We start from the raw sequence: 16,712 nt of genomic DNA, 5'->3' as shown, positions 1-16,712 counted from the left end.
GCCTGCGCGGTCACCCGCTTAGTTTGGCGCGCAGTTGTCGGACGACGCGTTCGAAGCGTGCGTCGTCCAGCCATGGACTGTTGGTCAATGTGAAGCTGCGTGCGGCGAAGTCCCGTGCGTGCGGTGTGGTCGCCGCAGGCAGAATCGTTGTCAGATCGGCGTAGTCCGGCAGCGCGTGGATGAACAGCCGGCTGACGCCGAGACCGCTCGTCCACAGGGCAGCCATGATCGTGTCGCGCGTGGCCGCGTCATCGCACAGCAGCAGAAAGAACGGCCAGGTGCCCTGTGCGCCGGGTGGTGTGTCGAGCACGCGCAGGCCGGGCAGGGCGCCCAGACGTGCCCGCCGCTGCATGGCCTGCGTGCGTGTTCGATGCAGGAACGCCGGCAGACGCTTGGCCGCGCGCGCTGCGACGCGCTGACGCCAGCGTCCGAGTCGATGCAGCGGGATCTCCATCGGGAACCGGTCGCCGACCGCGTCGACCGGATCGCCGCGACGCAGGGCGCGGCGCAGCGGCGCGCCGTAGGCCAGTCGCAGGCCGCGTGGGCGGTACAGCAGCCCGTAACCGAGCAGTTCGATGCTGCGCCGGAACTCCCATCCGAAGCGCTGCGGCAGCGTGTCCCGCGCGTTGGCGTGCAGCACGTCGCGCAGGTTTGCATCGCGCGTGACCAGTAGTCCGCCTTCGTAGGTGCTCAGTCCTTTGCCGGCGGCGAGGCTGTACAGCCCGATGTCGCCCGCCATGCCCGCGGGCGTGCCGTCGGCGTGGCGGGCGCCGAGCGCCTGCGCGGCGTCCTCGATCACACGTGCGCCGACGGCGTGGGCGATGGCGCACACCTCGCCGAGATCGACCGGGCATCCGCCCAGGTGCGCGGGCACGACGGCCAGCGTCTCCGGGCCGGCGAGCCGCTGTAGTGACTCGGGGTCCAGCGCGAAGTGTCCGGGCAGGGTGTCGCACAGCACGAGTTGCAGATGGCAGTGGGCGACCGCAATGGCGACCAGCGGGCAGGTGTAGGCCGGCACGATCACTTCGCGGCGTTCACTGATCGAAGCCAGCGCGCGCAGCGCCACGACCAGCGCGGCCGTGCCCGAGCAGGTCGTCAGCGCGTCGGCGGTGCCGAGGAAGGGGGCAAGAGCATGGGGCAGTGGGTCCGCGCGGCCGTACAGGTCGCCGAACTGCAGCGGCAGCCCGGCTGTGGGCGGGATCTCGCGGCGGTCAGTCCGGTGCGGCATCGCCTTCGCCCTTGGCCAGAACGAGAATGCCGCCGACGATGGCGATGGCGCCGAGTCCCTGCACGGGCGTGATGTGCTCGCCGAAGATCGGCACCGCCAGCAGCAGGCCCGTCACCACTTCCAGGTGCGAGGCGGCGAACGCCGGGCCGATCGGCGCATGCTTGAGCAGCGTCATCCAGGTGAAGAACGCGCCCAGGTAGCCGATGACGGCGCCGTACACCCACGGGTGGGTGAACAGGCGCAGCAGCCAGGCGAGATTCGGCTGCAGCGGCAGCGCATGCATGCCGGCCAGCTTGAAGCAGATCTGCGCCAGCGTGTCGAACGTGAGCAGCGCGCCGAATCCGATCAAGTAGAAGCGCTTCACAGGCCGGCTCCGACCAGGGCGACGCCGAGCGTGATCAGCACCATGCCGGTCACGCGTCGGGGCGTCAGCGTCTCGCCGAACAGCAGCCGGCCGGCGAGCATGATCGCCACGATGTTGATGCAGCCCAGCAGCAGACCGCGTCCGAGCGGCACCAGTGTCAGGAAGGCGATCCAGGCCAGGAATTCGAAGACATAGCAGACGCCGCCGAGCCAGATCCACGGTCGCGCCAGCATGTGGCGCCAGCGGGCCAGGCCGTCGCCCGCCTCGGGATCGCCGGCGGCGGCCTTGAAGGCCAGCTGCCCCACGGTGTCCAGCACCACGGTCAGCAGCCACAGGGAAAAGACGGTCGGTTGCATGGCAGGCAGTCTGCAGGGCGCTCAGGCCACGCTGGCCAGGGGCGCGTCGGCGTCCGGTGCCGTGGCGTGGCGGTCGAAGAAGGCGCTCAGGCGTGCATGCAGCAGGCGGCGTTGCCGGTCGATGGTAATCATGTGGTAGCTATCCTCCAGCGGCAGCATTTCCACGGGACCGGACACGCGGTCGTGCACCAGCATGGCGTTCGACTGCAGACTGGCAACGTCGTCCTCGGTGGCGTGCGCGATGAAGCAGGGCGCCTGGACCTGAGGCAGTCGCCGACGGGTGTGCGCGGCGAGCAGATACATGTCGGCCAGCGAGTGCCAGGGATTGCCGGGAAGGCCGGCGGCGGCGCTATCGCCGCCCAGCATGGCCGCGCTGACGGTGGCGCGGATGCGTTCGTCGCGCAAGCCGTAGGGCGGCTGCTCCATGAAGCAGCGGTGGCGGCCGATGCCCAGTTTTTTCACCAGCGGAAGCAGGAAGGACAGGCGACCGAGTCGCGGAATGCTCCAGCCGTCGTAGCGGAACGTCGCGCCGAGGACGCCCACGCCGTGAATGTGGTCGGGGCGGTCCGCGGCCAGCAGCAGCGCCAGCAGCGCGCCCATGGACAGGCCGGCCACGAAGACCTGTGTGCATCGCTGTTGCAGGGCATCGGCGGCGTCCTGCACGCTTGCGTACCAGTCGTGCCAATCGGTGGCGAGAAGGTCGTCCTCGTCGCCGCAGTGTCCGGCCAGCTGCATGCCGTGCACGGTGAAGCCGGCGCGATGCAGCCCCTTGCCCAGCAGGCGCATTTCGGCAGGCGTGCCGGTCAGGCCGTGGATCAGCAGCACCCCGCGGGGTCCGCCTTCGAACAGGAAGTCGACCTTCTCGATCATGTTGTCTCGCGAACGGAATCGGACGGCGCAGTGCGCCCCGCGCAACATCGCACGCGGCGGTTTCGGCAACCTTTCAGACGCGCGTGCTCAGCCGTGCGTGCTCGGGCCGGTGCCTTTCAGAAAGCGCACCAGCACGCGCTGGCCGATGCGCCGCGCCACGGCGTGATCGAATCGCAGCAGGCAGCGTACCGTGCGCGCGTGTCCGCGCTGCGGGCTGTCGCCGTCCAGACGCGCGGTCTCGTAGACCTGGCCGACCTCGATCACGTGGGCGCGGCCCAGTGACTGCGCGCTGTCGTCGTCGAGCACGATCTCGGCCTGCATGCCGGCATGGACCCGGTCGGCGAACGTGCTGTCGAGTTCGGCCACGACGATGCGCGGTGCGTCCGGCAGCAGGTGGAACAATGGTCCGCTCTGCGGCGATACGGTCTGTCCTGGCTGCGTGGCGACGTCGACGATCTGGGCATCGCGCGGAGCGCGGATCGTGTGCAGTTGCAGCACGCGTTCGGCCTGCTGCAGGTGACCCTGCGCCACGGTCACGGCGGCCTGGGCCGAAGCAGCCTGGGCGTCGAGTTCGGTCACGTGTTCGGCGGCGGCGGCGGCGTGCTGGCCCGAGTCCGCGCCGGCGGCTGCGGCCTTGGCCAGCAGTCCGGCCTGATGCCGGGCGGCCTTGCGCTTGGCGGCGATCAGGCGTGCCTGCGCCTGTGCCTGCTGCAGTGTGCCACGGGCCACGGTCACGGCGGCCTGCGCCTGGTCGGTGTGCAGTATCGCCAGCACCTCGCCGCGCTTCACGCGGTCGCCGGTGTGGACCTTCACGTGCGCGACCACGCCGGACACAGAGGCGTCGAGCGGCAGCAGCCCGGCCTCGATGTCGATGCGTCCGCGCGCCACGGCGGCGTACTTCGGCGTCTCGTGAGCAGCCGGCGTCTGGGCATCGTTCTGCGGGTGCGAGCAGGCGCCGAGCATGCCCGTGACCAGCGCGGTCAGCAACAGGAAGGAAGTCTGCGAACGAATCATCGGGACGCTCCGGAGATGGGGTGGACGGTGTCGGTCGCCGAGGGGCGTCGATCTTCGAGAATGCGGCCGTCCTCCATGGTCAGCAGGCGGTCGGCGTGGCCGATCAGGCGCGGGTCGTGACTGACGCACAGCACCGTGGTGCCGTGGCGGCGGGCGATCCGGTGCAGCATGTCGATGACCATCTGCCCGTTGGCGGCATCGAGCGAGCTGGTCGGTTCGTCGGCGAACAGCAGCGCCGGTTCCTTGGCCAGTGCGCGGGCGATGGCGACGCGCTGTTTCTCGCCGCCGGAGAGCTCGGCGGGGCGCAGGTGCATGCGTGGTCCCAGGCCGACCTCGTCCAGCGCGGTCCGTGCCCTGGCGCGGACGATGTCGCGCTTCAGACCGAGGTAGCCGAGCGGTAGCGCAACCTGCTCGAAGGCGGTCAGCGCGGGGAACAGGTTGAAGCCCTGGAACACGAAGCCGGTGTGCAGCAGCCGGAAGCGCTCCAGCGCACGCTTGTCCATGTCGTCGAGGGATTCCCCGAGCGCGTGGACATGGCCGCTGTCGGCCGGCTGCAGGCCGCTGAGGATCGACAGCAGCGTGCTCTTGCCGCAGCCGGAGGGGCCGCAGATCAGGGTCAGTTCGCCGGCGTCCACGTGCAGCGACAAGTCGTCCAGGACGGTCGACACGATGCGTCCGGCGCGAAACGACTTGCACACATGACGGGCTTCCAGCGAGGGCGAGGTGACGGTATTCATCGGATCACCGCAGCAGCGTGGCGGGATCGGCGCGGCGCAGGCTGCGCATGGAACCCAGGCCGGAGACGACGGCCAGCGCCAGGACCAGGAACACGCAGGCAAGCGTCACCGGGAGGTTCAGCACCACTGGCACGTCCTCGCGGCGTGCCAGCAGAATCAGCAGGCTGCCGAGAATGGCCGCGCCGGCCAGCCCCAGCGCACCGACCCACAGCGCTTCTTCGAGGATCACCCAGCGCAGGGCGCGCACGCCGACGCCGAGTGCGTTGAGCGTGGCGTATTCGCGGATCGAGCCGATCACCGCCGCGGCCAGCGCCTGGCTGGTGATGACGGCGCCGACCAGGAACACGATGCCGGCCAGGAACAGCACGCCGGCGCCGGCGCCGGTGTCGAACAGCCAGAACAGCATGGTGCGGCGGGCGAAGTGTTTGGCCGTCCACACGCGGTAGGGGCCGAAGCCGTGACGGCCGTTCAGCGTGCGGGCGATCTGCGCGGCCTGCTTCGGGTCGCGCAGACGGGCGACCAGATAGGTCGGGCGACCGACGTCGCTCGGGTCGCTGTCCAGTCGTCGCGCCGTGTCCAACGAGGTGACCACGTTGACGCCGCCCAGCGCGCGCAGGCCGCTGGCGACGCCGACCACGTGCACGCGGTGTCCGTTGATGCTGGCGCTGCCGCCGATGCCGACACCGAGCTTGTCGAGGTCCGCGCGATCGACGATGACCGCATCGGGTTCGCGCAGCCGCTCGCGCAGCGAGGGCGACAGGGCGTGGGCGAACATCAGGCCGTGCGGACCGGGGTCGATACCGGAGACGAACACCGAAACGCCGCCGGTGCCGCCGCCGCGCCAGTCGCCGTCGACCCAGAGGAACGGCTCGACGCGGGTCACTTCCGGCTGCATGTACAGCAGCGTCGCCACGTCGGGCGAGATGCCGCGTCCCTGGTCGACGCTTTGCGTGCCGGGGTAGCCGACCCACAGGTTGCCGCTGGAACCGGTGATGTAGACCGCCGCACCGCCGAAGATGCCCAGCACCAGCGCGGCCTGCAGCAACTGCAGCAGGCCGGCGAAGCCCACCGCGAGTACCGCGGGCAGAAAGCGCCGCCATTCGTAGATCAGCGTCTTGCGCGCCAGGGCGACCATCAGTGCGTCTCCGGGTGCGCGGTGGCGGCGCGGTCGTCGCGTGCCGGCAGTGGCGGCGCGCCGCCCAGCGCCTTGTACAGCGCGACATAGGCGAGATCGCGATCCTGTCTCGCCGCCACGAGTTCGAGCCGCGCGCGTTCGTAGGCGACACGCGCATCGGTGGTGTCGAGGTCGCTGGACAAGCCGAGCCGTCGACGCACGCGCTGAGAGCCGTTGGCGCGCCGCCACGCATCCGCGGCACGAGCGTCGGCGCGTTCGCGCTGGCGTTGCTGCTGCAGATCGCCGAGCGCATTCTCGACGTCGGCGACACCGGCGAGTACGGCCTTGCGGTAGGCCATCACCGCAGCGCGCAGGCGGTGCGACTGTGCGTGGTCGTGCGAGATGCGCATGCCCCAGTCGAACAGCGGGATGTCGATGATCGGTCCCAGTGTGCCGATCGCGTTGGTGCCCCCGTCGTGCTTGTAGGTGGCGATGTTCGTCGACCACAGCATCGAGGCGCCGAAGCCGATGTGCGGATACAGGTCGGCGTGCGCGATGCCGAGTTCGCCCGCCGCTTCCACCACGTTCGCCTCGGCTTGCGCGATGCCTGGCCGGGTGCGCAGCAAGGATGCCGGCGCTGCGACGGGACCGGTCGGACCGAGTCGGGGCTGTGCGCCCGGATGCAGCCAGGCCGGATCGGGTTCGTTCTTGCCGAGCAACAGTGCCAAGCGTTGGGCGGCGTGCTGGATCTCCATGCGCGGCTGCGCGAGTGCGGCGCGTGCGGTGTCCGCGGCGGCATCCGCGCGCGCCTGGTCGCTGCGGTCGGCCAGCGTGAGTTGCACGCGACGGCGCACCAGCGCCGCCTGCCGCTGGCGTGCGCGGAGAATCTGTTGCAGGCAGCGCTCGCTGGCCTGCGCCGAGCGCAGCGCGATCGCTTCACGAACGACTTCGGCGACCAGCGACACGCGTGCATCGCGCAGCGTCGCACGTGCGGCGAACAAGTGCCCCGCGGCGACCCGACTGATGCCCTGAGCGCGGCCGAAAAGACCCAGTTCCCAGGTGGCGTCGAAGCCGATCACGAAATACGAAGACGAGGCATCGGGATCGACCGGATCGTCCGTGCGCACGCGCAGGCTCGGCAGGACGGGCGCATGGCGGGTTTGATACAGCGCGCGCGCAGCGAGCAGGCGCTCGCGCGCCATGGCGACATCCAGATTGCCGGTCAACGCCTGATCGACTAGGTGGTTGATCAGCGGATCATGGAAAGTCTTCCACCAGTCGTGCAGGTCGGCCGGTGGCCTTTTCGCGGGTGTGGCGGTCGCGTGCCGCCAGTGGGCGGGAAGCGCGTGGTCGAGCTTTGGCAGGGGCGTGTTGATGCAGCCGCCGAGCAACGTCATACCCGATGCGGCCAGTACAGGGAGCAGCAGGCGACGTGCCTGCACGAACAGGGTCCTGCGTGCATTCATGCCGTAATGCTCATGGCAGGAAAACGAATATCCACCAACAATCCTCCAGACGGGGCGCGAGCGTAGACCACGCTGGCTGCGTGACGTTCCGCAATGCGTTGCACGATGGCCAGGCCAAGTCCGGTGCCGTCGCCGTGCGAGGTGGGCGTGCGGAAGAAGCGTTCGCCCAGGCGTGACAGGAACTCGTCGGCGACGCCGGGACCGTCGTCCTCGACGATGATCCGGGGACCGCCATCGGCATCGGCCGCTCGCAGGCTGACGGTGACCTGGCCGTCGCGACCGGCGTAGCGCAGGGCGTTGTCGAGCAGATTGTCGAGCAGCTCGCGCAAGGCGCCGGCGTTGCCGAGAATCGGCGTCGCCTCGGTGGTGCCCTCGTAGCCGAGGTCGACGCCCGCGGCGATGGCTTCGTGGACGCGGTCGCCGACGGTCTCGGGAACAAGCGTGCCGAGATCGATGATGGCGCGGTCCTGCTCGTCTTCGTGCGGAGTCTGCGCCCGCGTCAGCGCCAGCAGCTGGCGCGCAGTGCGAGCGGCGCGCGCATTGAGCCGCTCGATGTGGTGCAACGCATCGCGCAGTGCCGGGTCGTGGGCGTGGGCCTGCGCCCGCTCCACGTGCAGGGACAGCCCGGTCAGCGGTGTGCGCAACTGGTGCGCGGCGTCGGCGATGAAGCGTTCCTGCAGTGCCATCAGTCCGCGCAGGCGTCCGAACAGGGTGTCGATGGTGCGGGTCAGCGGCAGCAGTTCGCGGGGGACATCACTGTCGTCGATCGGTGCCAGTGTGCGTTCACGTCGCGCCAGGCGACGGGTCAGCGGTTCCAGTCCGCGCAGGCCGACGTCCACGCCGAACCAGACCAGTCCCAGCAGCAGAAGCATGAGCAGCAGTTGCAGGGACACGCTGAGCAGCAGGATTTCGCGCGCGATCATGTGCCGGTCGTGCAGGGTTTCCGCGACGGTGATGTCCAGCACGTCCTGCGCATGGCGCGGATCGGGAATCGCCACCGTGGCCGCGCGCAGCGGAGTGTGGCCGAGCCGGGTGTCGAACAGGATCGGCGCCTGGCCGATGTGCGCGTGGACGGTCGGTCCTTGCAGGTGGCCGTTGCCGCTGACCAGTCCGTGCTGGCGACTGCGGATGTCGAAGTAGTTGCGGCCGGCGGGATCGTAGTCGAGCAGGAAGCGCGCCTGCGCGGAGATTTCGCCGGGCAGTGCGTCGTGCTGCAGCAGGGCCGCGATGGACTGGGCGTCGCCGGCGAGGTCGCGGTCGTGCACATGGTTGGAGTACGACAGCGCCACGGCGTAGGTCAGCATGGCGTCCAGCAGCAGCAGGACCAGCATCGGGATGAGCAGGAACGCGAGCAGGCGTCGGCGCAGGCTCGGTCGCGACCGCGTTGGCGTCGGCAGGGGTGCAGCGGATACGGACGGAGTCACGCGTTGCCCTTCGGGTCGTCGCCTTCCTCGAGCAGGTAACCGAGCCCGCGCACCGTGCGGACGCGCGCGCCGCTGCCGCGCAATTTGCGGCGCAACCGGTGCACGGCGATGTCCAGGCCGTTGTCGGTCAGGTCCTGGTCCCAACTGCACAGCGATTCGATCAGCTGCGCGCGGCTGATGAGCCGATCCTGGCGCAGCGCCAGCGCTTCGATCAGGCCGAATTCGCGCGCGGTGAGTTCCAGCGGGTCGGTGTCGACCCACGCGCGGCGGCCGGGGAGATCCAGCCGCAGGCGACCGACGCTCAATTCGGGTGTGCCGTGATGCGTGCGTCGGCGCAGCAAGGCGCGAGTCCGCGCCGCGAATTCGTTCAGCGCGAAGGGCTTCACCAGGTAGTCATCGGCGCCCAGGTCGAGTACGCGGACCCGTTCGTCGACATCGTCCCGCGCCGTGACCACCAGCACCGAGAGTTCGCTGCCGCGCTGGCGCAGGCGACGCAGCACTTCGGCGCCGTCCATGCCGGGCAGTCCCAGATCCAGGACCAGGAAGTCGTAGGCATGATCGAGCAGCGCGCAATCAGCCTGGCGGCCGGAGTCGACGTGGTCGACATGATGGCCGCTCTCCCGCAGGCCGGCACTCAGGCCAGCGGCGATGGCATCGTCGTCTTCGGCAACCAGGACTCGCAATGGCTGTGATCTCGCCATGAATGCGACGTGGGGGCGTCGCGGACCTTCTGCATCCGTGGGGGACACATCGGTTACGCACGCTACGCGGCAAAGCTTAGGAACTGCTTTCGAAGCATAGCTTCTCCAGTCCGCACGAGGTCCATGACCTTTGGCCCGTTGCCGGTTTGCAGGCATCGGCGCAGTATGAAAGTGCTGTGCCGCAAAAGCGGCGCTGGATAACGCATCCTGAGCATCGGGGGAGCCAATGTCTCGCATGATTCGCACTCGTTCACGGGCGTGGATGGCCGTTTGTTGCATCGGTCTGTCCACCGCGGCGCTGGCCGCACCGCCTCCCGCCGCGCCGACGGCGGCTGCTTCGGCCCCAGCGACGGCCAGTACCGCCGCGTTGGCGCCGATTCCATTCGTGTCGCCGCACGCGGCCAACATCCGCACGGCCAGCGCGCCGGACGCCTGGGGCGGACCGCGCACCCCGTCCGACGCCACGCTGTCCGATCGCGTGACGACCTATGCCATCCAGGCCACGCTGGATCCGGACAAGCACACGGTCGACGCGCACCAGGTGATGACCTGGCGCAACCGCAGCGACCGTCCGGTGGACAAGATCTACCTGCACATGTACCTCAACGCGTTCGAGGGGCCGGGCAGCACCTTCTTCACCGAGCGCCGCATGTATGCCGGCAGCGGCCATTCTCGCGGTGCGGCCAAGCTGAAGAAGGGCGAATGGGGCTACATCGATCTGAAAAAGGTGCAGCAGAACGGCCAGGAAGTGACCTGGCGGTACGTGCAGCCCGACAATGGTCCGAAGACCGACCACACCGTGGTCGAGATGGATCTGCCGCAAGCGGTGCCGGCGCACGGCACGCTGACGCTGAACATGGACTTCCATGACCAGCTTCCGCGCGTGGTCGAACGCACCGGCTGGTGGGGCAAGTTCCACCTGGTCGCGCAGTGGTTCCCGAAGATCGCGGTGCTGGAGTTGCCCGGTGAGCGCGGCGCCACGCGGGTGCGCTGGAATGCGCACGAATTCCATTATCACAGCGAGTTCTATGCCGATTACGGCAATTACGACGTGAAGCTGACCGTGCCCAAGGGCTACACCGTCGGCGCAGTCGGTCACGAGGCCAGTGCGCCGGTCGATGCGGACGGCAAGGTCACGTACCACTTCAAGCAGACCGACGTCGAGGATTTCGCCTGGGTAGCTGCCCCCGGCTACAAGACCATGGACACCACCTGGACCGGTCCGGGCAGTCCTAAGGTGAAGGTGCGGGTGATCTATCCGCCCGAATACAAGGTGGTGGCCGAGCCGACCATGAAGGCCACCACGGACGCACTCACGTACTTCTCCGACACGCTCGGCCCGTATCCGTACAAGACGGTGACCGCGGTGATCCCGCCGTACAACGCCACGGAGGCGGGAGGCATGGAGTACCCGACCTTCTTCACGGCGGAGCATTCGAAGGAGTACACCAAGGGCACCTTCAGCCAGTATTGGATCGACTTCGTGACCATCCACGAATTCGGGCACGGCTACTTCATGGGCATTCTCGGCTCGAACGAGTTCGAGGAGCCGATGCTCGATGAAGGCATGAACGAGTACTGGGACGACCGCATGCTTGCCGATCGCAAGCAGGGCATCGACGTGACCAAGCCGTGGATGAAGAAGCTCGGGTTCCAGCCGGTGCTCGGCGCCTTCGCCATGGAGCGGGCCAGTGGCGTGCTGGGTATCAACTTCCCGGCCGATTCGCTGGATGCCAATTCCTGGGATCGCCTGTCCAATTCCAGTTACGGCTCGGTGTACTCGCGCACCGCCTCGACCATGCGCACCATCGAGAACCTCGTCGGTCGCGAGGCGATGGGCAAGGCCATGAAGCTCTACTACGAGCGCTGGAAGTTCCGGCATCCCAGTGCTGCGGATCTGCGTGACGCGCTGGCCGAGGGCACGGGGCGTCCCGCGCTGATCCACCAGATCTTCGATTCACAGGTCTACGGCACGCAACGCGTGGACGCCAGGGTGGTCGATGTCGACAGTGCGGAGCAACTGCCGCAGGCCGGCACAGTGGTCAAGGACGGCAAGCGCGTGACCGTCACCGAGAAGCAAGTCGACAAGCAGATCGCCGATGCGCGCGCCGCGTGGAAGAAGGCGCACAAGGACGCCAAGCACGGTGGCCCGTATCCGTGGCTGACCACGGTCACGGTGCGCCGTACCGGTGCGCCGGTTCCGCGCAGGCTGGAGGTGAAGTTCGCCGACGGCAGCAGCGAGACCGTGAAGTGGGATGACGACAGTCGCTGGAAGCGTTTCACGTTCCTCAAGCCGGTGAAGGCGGTTTCGGCCGAGCTCGATCCCAAACGCGAGCTGTATCTGGACGCCAACAAACTCAACGACAGCTACCGCGTGAAGAAGGACGGCAGCGCCTCCAGCCGCTGGACCGCGGACGCGCAGGCCTTGCTGCAGACCTTCTACACCTTCGTGGGGACGCTATGACCATGAAACGACGAGTCGGATTCGGCGCGTTTCCGCGCGCCCTCGCTGCCGCACTGCAGTGGAAGCTGCTGCTGCTGTGGTTCCTTTTCACACTGATTCCCGCCTCGATCGTGGCGCGTCCGCTGCATGGCCTGTTGTCGACGCTGCTCGACCACTCGGTGCACGCCGGCGAGTGGGCGCGCAGTTTTCACGGTCTGGCGATGACCGACGTGCTGGTGCAGGTGGGGCGTCAAGGCCTGCCTGCCCTGAGCGCGGCGGCCGTCCTGGGCATGCTGCTGACATTGCTGCTGGCCCCGTTCCTGGTCGGCATGTCGGTGACGGCCGTGCGTGGTCCGCATCGTCCGGGGTTCGGCGAGTTGATGCATGGCGGCCTCAGCGAGTACTGGCGGTTGTTCCGCTTCATGCTTTGGGCGCTGGCGCTGTACGGCATCGCCTTCATGCTGGGTCGGCTGGCTGCCATGTGGGCCTCGCATCAGGCGGACCAGGCGATCTTGGAATCGCAGGCCGACTTCGCCGCCATGGTGGCCAGAACGGTGCTGATCGTTTTGCTGGTGATTGCGCAGAGCATGGTCGAGGCCGGTCGTGGCCGGATCGTCGCTGACCCAGCCCAGCGTTCGGCCACGCGCGCCTTCTTCAGCGGTATCGCCCTGGTGTTCAAGCGTCCGCTGGTCACGCTGGGCCTGTATCTCGCCGTGACCGTGACCGGCTTCGCGATCACCTTCCTGCTGGGTCTCTGGCGCATGCATCAGGTCGCAGTGGGACCGGTCGGCTTTTCACTCGCGCTGCTGGTGACGCTGCTGATGATTGTTTCCATGGCGTGGATGCGCACCGCGCGCGTGGCGGCCATGGGCGCTGTTGCCAAGGCGACGCTGAAGCCGGGAAGCAACACCGTGGCGCCGGCCTGAAGCCAGGCGAAGCGGTCAGAACGAAACGGCCATCCGGTATCCGGGTGGCCGTTCTCGTTTCATGGGGCGGGAGTGCCGAGGCTCTACGGCTGATCTACTTGGGCGTGCCGGGCTCGTTGCGTTGCGGCGGATAGTAGGCGAACACGTGGGTGGGGCTGCCCAGGAAATCGATGGCTTCGATGTATTCGCCGCCCAGGCGCTTGGCTACGCGGTCCGACGCCTCGTTGCCGTCGCGGACCAGGCTGATGACCCGTGGAATGCGCAGTTGTCGCCAAGCGAAATCGAGCGCGGCGCGCCCGGCTTCGGTGGCGTAACCCTGGCCGCGGTGTTCGGGGCGCAGCATCCAGCCCAGTTCGATGTTGGGCCAGCCTTCCGGAAACATCAGTCCGACGCGACCGACGAACTGATCGTCCTCGCGTCGCTCCACCGCCCACATGCCGAAGCCGCGCAGGGTCCAATGGCCCAGCAGCATCGCCATCGAGCGCCACGCATTGACGCGGTCCAGCGGCACGCCGCTGCCCACGTAGCGGGTGCTCTCCGGGTCGGCCAGCATTTCGGCGTAGTCGTCAAAATGCCGTTCGGCCAACGCGGTCAGTCGCAGGCGCGGGGTTTCCAGAATGGGGATGTCGGTCATGAGCTAACGGATCAGCGCGGCCAGCGCCCGGGTCGAGATGGCCAGGCTCTGCGGCCATGTGTATCCAATGATTTTCTCACCAGTGAGGGCGTCATTGAACCCTTCTTCCTCGCCGGGCGCCAGCAGGTGGCGGTAATCGACGGTGATTTCGGTGTCTGCGGGCAGGTTCGCGGTGGCGAAGATGAAGCCCAGATGCCACAGGCCGGAGGGCTGGAAACTGTGGTTGACGTAGCACTCGTCGGGCCAGTCCGGCGACAGTGTGTAGCGGTCCTCGAACCAGCGTGCGCGGGCATGTGACAACGCCTGCAGCGCTTCGGAGGCCTCGATTTCGCTGAGTTCCCAGGTGCGGTCGATGGCGTCGGGTGCAGTCAGCACGCTTCCCGCTGCCACGGACTCTTCGAGGAACAGGCCCTTGCCGGCGTGCGGAATGCGCGAGGCGGCGATGCGATAACGAGGCACGATCATGCGCGATCCGGGCCGGTGGCGGACGTGCGAGTCTAGGCCTGCCCGGATCGGTGCGCAATGCCGGGGATGCGCCGTCCTGGGCATCCCCGGCTGGACCTGCGGGCGGGCAGGTCCGATATCGTCGGCCTTCCTTGGCCGATGTGTGGCGGCGCGAGGGGTGGGGCGCCGCCGGACGCGCTTATTTCTTGCCGCCGCCCAGGCGGATGTCCTTGCGGTTATGCGCCAGGGTCGCCTGGCCGATGCCCTTGACCTTGGTCAGGTCGTCAACGCTCTTGAAGTGGCCGTGTGCCTTGCGGTAAGCCACGATGGCCTTCGCCTTGGCCGGGCCCACGCCGTCCAGCGAGCTGGCGATGGTGGCGGCATCGGCGGTGTTGACGTTGACCGGCGTGGCAGCGAGGGCGGGCAGGGTGAAACTCAGGGCCAGGGCGAGCGTGGCGAATTTGCGCAGCATGGGAAACCTCCGTGTGTGAATGGGTGATCGGACACGTCCTCGTGTCGTGGAGCCATGATGCCGCCACGTTCGCGGCACAGCTGCCGGTTGCGACCGGACGGTACGGTCGGACGCGGGCGATCACGCTTGTCGGGCTTGCTTTACGTGAGGGGTAGTCCCCGCCTGTGCGTTGCCCGGGGGCTGATACAATCGGGGTTTGTCGAACTGTGGAGCAGATGATGGACAGCAGCCGCATCCAGTCCTATGTCGAGGGCATGTGGGACGACGAAGTCGTGCCGCAGCTGGTCGAATACATCAAGATTCCCAACAAGTCGCCGATGTTCGACGCCGAATGGGTCGAGCATGGCTACATGGACGACGCGGTCGCGCTGATGGAGCGCTGGGCGCGTTCCAAGCTGGACAAGCTGCCGGGCGCGACACTCGAAGTGGTGCGTCTGGAAGGCCGTACACCGCTGATCTACATCGACGTGCCGGGACAGGGCGACGACACCGTCGTGCTGTACGGCCATCTGGACAAGCAGCCGGAGATGACCGGCTGGGCCGACGATCTCGGCCCGTGGAAGCCCGTCATCAAGGGCGACAAGCTCTACGGTCGCGGCGGCGCCGACGACGGCTATGCCATCTTCGGTTCGCTGACTGCGCTGCTGGCGCTGCAGGATCAGGGCGTGCCGCATGCGCGCTGCGTGATCCTGATCGAGGCCTGCGAGGAGTCCGGCAGCTACGACTTGCCGCACTACGTCGATCACCTGGCCGACCGCATTGGCAACCCGTCGCTGGTGGTGTGCCTGGATTCGGGCTGCGCCAACTACGATCAGCTTTGGCTGACCACCTCGCTGCGCGGCATGACCGGCGGCGAGCTGTCGGTGGAAGTGCTGACCGAAGGCGTGCACTCGGGCGATGCCTCGGGCATCGTGCCGGACAGCTTCCGCGTGCTGCGCGATCTGATCTCGCGCCTCGAGGACGAGACCAGCGGTCGCATCAAGCCGGAAGAGCTCTACGTCGAGGTGCCGGCCGAGCGCCGCGAGCAGGCGGGGCAGTGCGCGGAGATTCTCGGTTCGGAGGTGTACGACAAGTTCCCGTACGTGGACGGCATGGGGCCGGTCACTGACGATCTGGTCGAGCTGATCCTCAATCGCACCTGGCGTCCGCAACTGGCGGTGACCGGCATCGACGGCATGCCGCCGCTGAAGAGCGCGGGCAACGTGCTGCGTCCGGGCACGGCGGCCAAGCTCAGCCTGCGTCTGCCGCCGACGCTGAACGGTGAGCAGGCCGGCAAGTTCGTCAAGGAACTGCTGGAGAAGGACCCGCCGTACGGCGCCAAGGTGAAGTTCACGCTGGAGAAGAACGGCGGCGGCTGGAATGCGCCGGCGCTGTCGCAGTGGCTGGCCGATGCCGTGTCGCAGGCTTCCGAGAACTACTACGGCAAGCCCGCCGCCTACATGGGCGAGGGTGGCAGCATCCCGTTCATGGGTATGCTGGGCGAGAAGTTCCCGAGCGCGCAGTTCCTCATCACCGGTGTGCTGGGGCCGCATTCCAATGCGCATGGCCCCAACGAGTTCCTGCACATTCCGACCGGCAAGCGCGTGACCATGGTGGTCGCCGACGTGCTGGCGCAGCACTACGTGCAGGGTGCCTGATCGATCATGAGCGAACAGACGCTCGCGCAGCGCTGGGAAAGCGTCCGCGCGCGCGTGGACGCGGCCTGCCGTACGGCGGGCCGCGATCCGTCCGAGGTGACGATTCTTCCGGTCAGCAAGACGCATCCGCCCGAGGTCATCGAGCAGGCGCTGGCACTGGGTCTGCATCGTTTCGGCGAGAATCGCGTGCAGGAAATCCGCGACAAGGCCGCGGCGTTGCCGGATCGTGGTGTCGAATGGGTGGTCATCGGTCATCTGCAGACCAACAAGGCCAAGTACGTGGCGCAACTGGCGGCCGAGATCCAGTCGCTGGATCGCCTGGATCTGGCCGAGGCCCTGCAGCGTCGTCTGGAGCTGGAAGGGCGCGAGCTGGATGCGCTGGTGCAGGTCAAGACTTCGCCCGAACCCAGCAAGTACGGTCTGCCGCCTGCGCAGCTGATCGATTTTCTCGACACGCTGCGCGACTATCCGCGCCTTCGCGTGCGTGGTCTGATGACCATGGCCGTCCAGTCCGAGGACGACGCGGCGGTGCGTGCCTGTTTCCGCATGCTGCATGAATTGCGTGATCGCGCCCGGACTGCCGGCCACGATTTGCCGCGCCTGTCGATGGGCATGAGCGGCGATTTCGGTCTGGCCATTGCCGAGGGCAGCACGGAGGTGCGCATCGGCACGGCGATTTTCGGCGCACGCGATTCGGTCTGATCGGTCGAGCGAGGCTGCGACCGCAATCCGGCTCCTTGCGCGCCTTCCGAACACCGCAGGCCGAGGCATCCGGTGTCCGTTCGGCCAGTCACGATATGTCTCGCGGCAAGTTGAGGACTCGCTGAACGTTGTGTGTCTGTTCAGCGGGTGCTGAGCGGGTCGTAAGTTTCGGTGGCTAGG

The 16,712-nt window shown here is 67.9% G+C and carries 17 protein-coding genes; 4 read left to right on the top strand and 13 right to left on the bottom strand.

The window, feature by feature from the left end:
- Positions 1-10: 10 nt before the first annotated feature.
- The 10 genes from BTJ49_RS10450 to BTJ49_RS10405 form a co-directional block, all read right to left on the bottom strand.
- Complete coding sequence (locus BTJ49_RS10450; RefSeq protein ID WP_113065329.1) at positions 11-1,228, bottom strand: DegT/DnrJ/EryC1/StrS family aminotransferase; 1,218 nt, start codon at positions 1,226-1,228, stop codon at positions 11-13.
- Positions 1,212-1,592 carry an EamA family transporter gene (locus BTJ49_RS10445; RefSeq protein ID WP_206098395.1) on the bottom strand — a complete coding sequence of 127 codons (381 nt, stop codon included), beginning with the start codon at positions 1,590-1,592 and terminating at the stop codon, positions 1,212-1,214. The genes BTJ49_RS10450 and BTJ49_RS10445 overlap by 17 nt, the downstream gene beginning before the upstream one ends.
- Positions 1,589-1,948 carry an EamA family transporter gene (locus BTJ49_RS10440; protein ID WP_113065328.1) on the bottom strand — a complete coding sequence of 120 codons (360 nt, stop codon included), beginning with the start codon at positions 1,946-1,948 and terminating at the stop codon, positions 1,589-1,591. The genes BTJ49_RS10445 and BTJ49_RS10440 overlap by 4 nt, the downstream gene beginning before the upstream one ends.
- Before the next feature lie 21 nt (positions 1,949-1,969).
- The gene (locus tag BTJ49_RS10435) at positions 1,970-2,818 is read right to left on the bottom strand and encodes an alpha/beta fold hydrolase (RefSeq protein ID WP_113065327.1); all 849 of its coding nucleotides are present in this window, start codon (positions 2,816-2,818) and stop codon (positions 1,970-1,972) included.
- 87 nt (positions 2,819-2,905) lie between these two features.
- The gene (locus tag BTJ49_RS10430; protein WP_113065326.1) at positions 2,906-3,832 is read right to left on the bottom strand and encodes an HlyD family efflux transporter periplasmic adaptor subunit; all 927 of its coding nucleotides are present in this window, start codon (positions 3,830-3,832) and stop codon (positions 2,906-2,908) included.
- Positions 3,829-4,569, bottom strand: coding sequence for an ABC transporter ATP-binding protein (locus tag BTJ49_RS10425; RefSeq protein WP_113065325.1), 741 nt, complete (start codon positions 4,567-4,569; stop codon positions 3,829-3,831). The genes BTJ49_RS10430 and BTJ49_RS10425 overlap by 4 nt, the downstream gene beginning before the upstream one ends.
- Positions 4,570-4,573: 4 nt before the next feature.
- Positions 4,574-5,704 carry an ABC transporter permease gene (locus BTJ49_RS10420; protein ID WP_113065324.1) on the bottom strand — a complete coding sequence of 377 codons (1,131 nt, stop codon included), beginning with the start codon at positions 5,702-5,704 and terminating at the stop codon, positions 4,574-4,576.
- A complete protein-coding gene (locus BTJ49_RS10415; protein WP_206098394.1) occupies positions 5,704-7,149 on the bottom strand; it encodes an efflux transporter outer membrane subunit in 1,446 nt (481 codons plus the stop codon). Before BTJ49_RS10415 ends, BTJ49_RS10420 begins: the two co-directional genes overlap by 1 nt.
- A complete protein-coding gene (locus BTJ49_RS10410) occupies positions 7,146-8,573 on the bottom strand; it encodes a sensor histidine kinase (RefSeq protein ID WP_240601809.1) in 1,428 nt (475 codons plus the stop codon). Before BTJ49_RS10410 ends, BTJ49_RS10415 begins: the two co-directional genes overlap by 4 nt.
- Positions 8,570-9,256: a response regulator transcription factor gene (locus tag BTJ49_RS10405; RefSeq protein ID WP_113065322.1), complete on the bottom strand. Its 687-nt coding sequence runs from the start codon at positions 9,254-9,256 to the stop codon at positions 8,570-8,572. Before BTJ49_RS10405 ends, BTJ49_RS10410 begins: the two co-directional genes overlap by 4 nt.
- A 280-nt stretch (positions 9,257-9,536) precedes the next feature.
- Between BTJ49_RS10405 and BTJ49_RS10400 the strand changes: the two genes are divergently transcribed.
- Both BTJ49_RS10400 and BTJ49_RS10395 read left to right on the top strand, forming a co-directional pair.
- Positions 9,537-11,738 (top strand): M1 family metallopeptidase, encoded by a 2,202-nt coding sequence (locus tag BTJ49_RS10400; protein ID WP_113065321.1) that lies wholly within the window; start codon positions 9,537-9,539, stop codon positions 11,736-11,738.
- A gap of 2 nt (positions 11,739-11,740) precedes the next feature.
- Positions 11,741-12,643, top strand: coding sequence for a hypothetical protein (locus BTJ49_RS10395; RefSeq protein WP_146742320.1), 903 nt, complete (start codon positions 11,741-11,743; stop codon positions 12,641-12,643).
- A 94-nt stretch (positions 12,644-12,737) separates the two neighbouring features.
- Here the strand turns inward: BTJ49_RS10395 and BTJ49_RS10390 are convergent, their stop codons facing one another.
- From BTJ49_RS10390 to BTJ49_RS10380, 3 genes are all read right to left on the bottom strand, one after another.
- The gene (locus BTJ49_RS10390; RefSeq protein WP_113065319.1) at positions 12,738-13,277 is read right to left on the bottom strand and encodes a GNAT family N-acetyltransferase; all 540 of its coding nucleotides are present in this window, start codon (positions 13,275-13,277) and stop codon (positions 12,738-12,740) included.
- A 3-nt stretch (positions 13,278-13,280) separates the two neighbouring features.
- Positions 13,281-13,742, bottom strand: coding sequence for an SET domain-containing protein (locus tag BTJ49_RS10385; RefSeq protein WP_113065318.1), 462 nt, complete (start codon positions 13,740-13,742; stop codon positions 13,281-13,283).
- A gap of 178 nt (positions 13,743-13,920) precedes the next feature.
- Positions 13,921-14,193: a helix-hairpin-helix domain-containing protein gene (locus BTJ49_RS10380; RefSeq protein WP_113065317.1), complete on the bottom strand. Its 273-nt coding sequence runs from the start codon at positions 14,191-14,193 to the stop codon at positions 13,921-13,923.
- A gap of 218 nt (positions 14,194-14,411) precedes the next feature.
- Between BTJ49_RS10380 and BTJ49_RS10375 the strand changes: the two genes are divergently transcribed.
- Together BTJ49_RS10375 and BTJ49_RS10370 are read left to right on the top strand one after the other, a co-directional pair.
- Entirely contained in the window at positions 14,412-15,830 is a 1,419-nt protein-coding gene (locus tag BTJ49_RS10375) for a M20 family metallopeptidase (protein ID WP_113065395.1), read from the top strand.
- Between the two features lie 6 nt (positions 15,831-15,836).
- A complete protein-coding gene (locus BTJ49_RS10370; RefSeq protein ID WP_113065316.1) occupies positions 15,837-16,532 on the top strand; it encodes a YggS family pyridoxal phosphate-dependent enzyme in 696 nt (231 codons plus the stop codon).
- Positions 16,533-16,712 lie beyond the last annotated feature (180 nt).

Origin of the sequence: Oleiagrimonas sp. MCCC 1A03011 (genome assembly GCF_003267965.1) — a bacterium.
Lineage (GTDB): Bacteria > Pseudomonadota > Gammaproteobacteria > Xanthomonadales > Rhodanobacteraceae > Oleiagrimonas > Oleiagrimonas citrea.
The sequence above is the reverse complement of the archived record's forward strand: the minus strand, read 5'-3'. Positions and strand labels throughout refer to the sequence as shown.

Excerpts from the sequence above, each read along its gene's own strand:
- BTJ49_RS10450 (WP_113065329.1), bottom strand. The coding sequence starts at position 1,228 with ATGCCGCACCGGACTGACCGCCGCGAGATCCCGCCCACAGCCGGGCTG.
- BTJ49_RS10440 (WP_113065328.1), bottom strand. The coding sequence starts at position 1,948 with ATGCAACCGACCGTCTTTTCCCTGTGGCTGCTGACCGTGGTGCTGGAC.
- BTJ49_RS10435 (WP_113065327.1), bottom strand. The coding sequence starts at position 2,818 with ATGATCGAGAAGGTCGACTTCCTGTTCGAAGGCGGACCCCGCGGGGTG.
- BTJ49_RS10430 (WP_113065326.1), bottom strand. The coding sequence starts at position 3,832 with ATGATTCGTTCGCAGACTTCCTTCCTGTTGCTGACCGCGCTGGTCACG.
- BTJ49_RS10425 (WP_113065325.1), bottom strand. The coding sequence starts at position 4,569 with ATGAATACCGTCACCTCGCCCTCGCTGGAAGCCCGTCATGTGTGCAAG.
- BTJ49_RS10420 (WP_113065324.1), bottom strand. The coding sequence starts at position 5,704 with ATGGTCGCCCTGGCGCGCAAGACGCTGATCTACGAATGGCGGCGCTTT.
- BTJ49_RS10415 (WP_206098394.1), bottom strand. The coding sequence starts at position 7,149 with ATGAATGCACGCAGGACCCTGTTCGTGCAGGCACGTCGCCTGCTGCTC.
- BTJ49_RS10400 (WP_113065321.1), top strand. The coding sequence starts at position 9,537 with ATGGCCGTTTGTTGCATCGGTCTGTCCACCGCGGCGCTGGCCGCACCG.
- BTJ49_RS10395 (WP_146742320.1), top strand. The coding sequence starts at position 11,741 with ATGAAACGACGAGTCGGATTCGGCGCGTTTCCGCGCGCCCTCGCTGCC.
- BTJ49_RS10390 (WP_113065319.1), bottom strand. The coding sequence starts at position 13,277 with ATGACCGACATCCCCATTCTGGAAACCCCGCGCCTGCGACTGACCGCG.
- BTJ49_RS10385 (WP_113065318.1), bottom strand. The coding sequence starts at position 13,742 with ATGATCGTGCCTCGTTATCGCATCGCCGCCTCGCGCATTCCGCACGCC.
- BTJ49_RS10380 (WP_113065317.1), bottom strand. The coding sequence starts at position 14,193 with ATGCTGCGCAAATTCGCCACGCTCGCCCTGGCCCTGAGTTTCACCCTG.
- BTJ49_RS10375 (WP_113065395.1), top strand. The coding sequence starts at position 14,412 with ATGGACAGCAGCCGCATCCAGTCCTATGTCGAGGGCATGTGGGACGAC.
- BTJ49_RS10370 (WP_113065316.1), top strand. The coding sequence starts at position 15,837 with ATGAGCGAACAGACGCTCGCGCAGCGCTGGGAAAGCGTCCGCGCGCGC.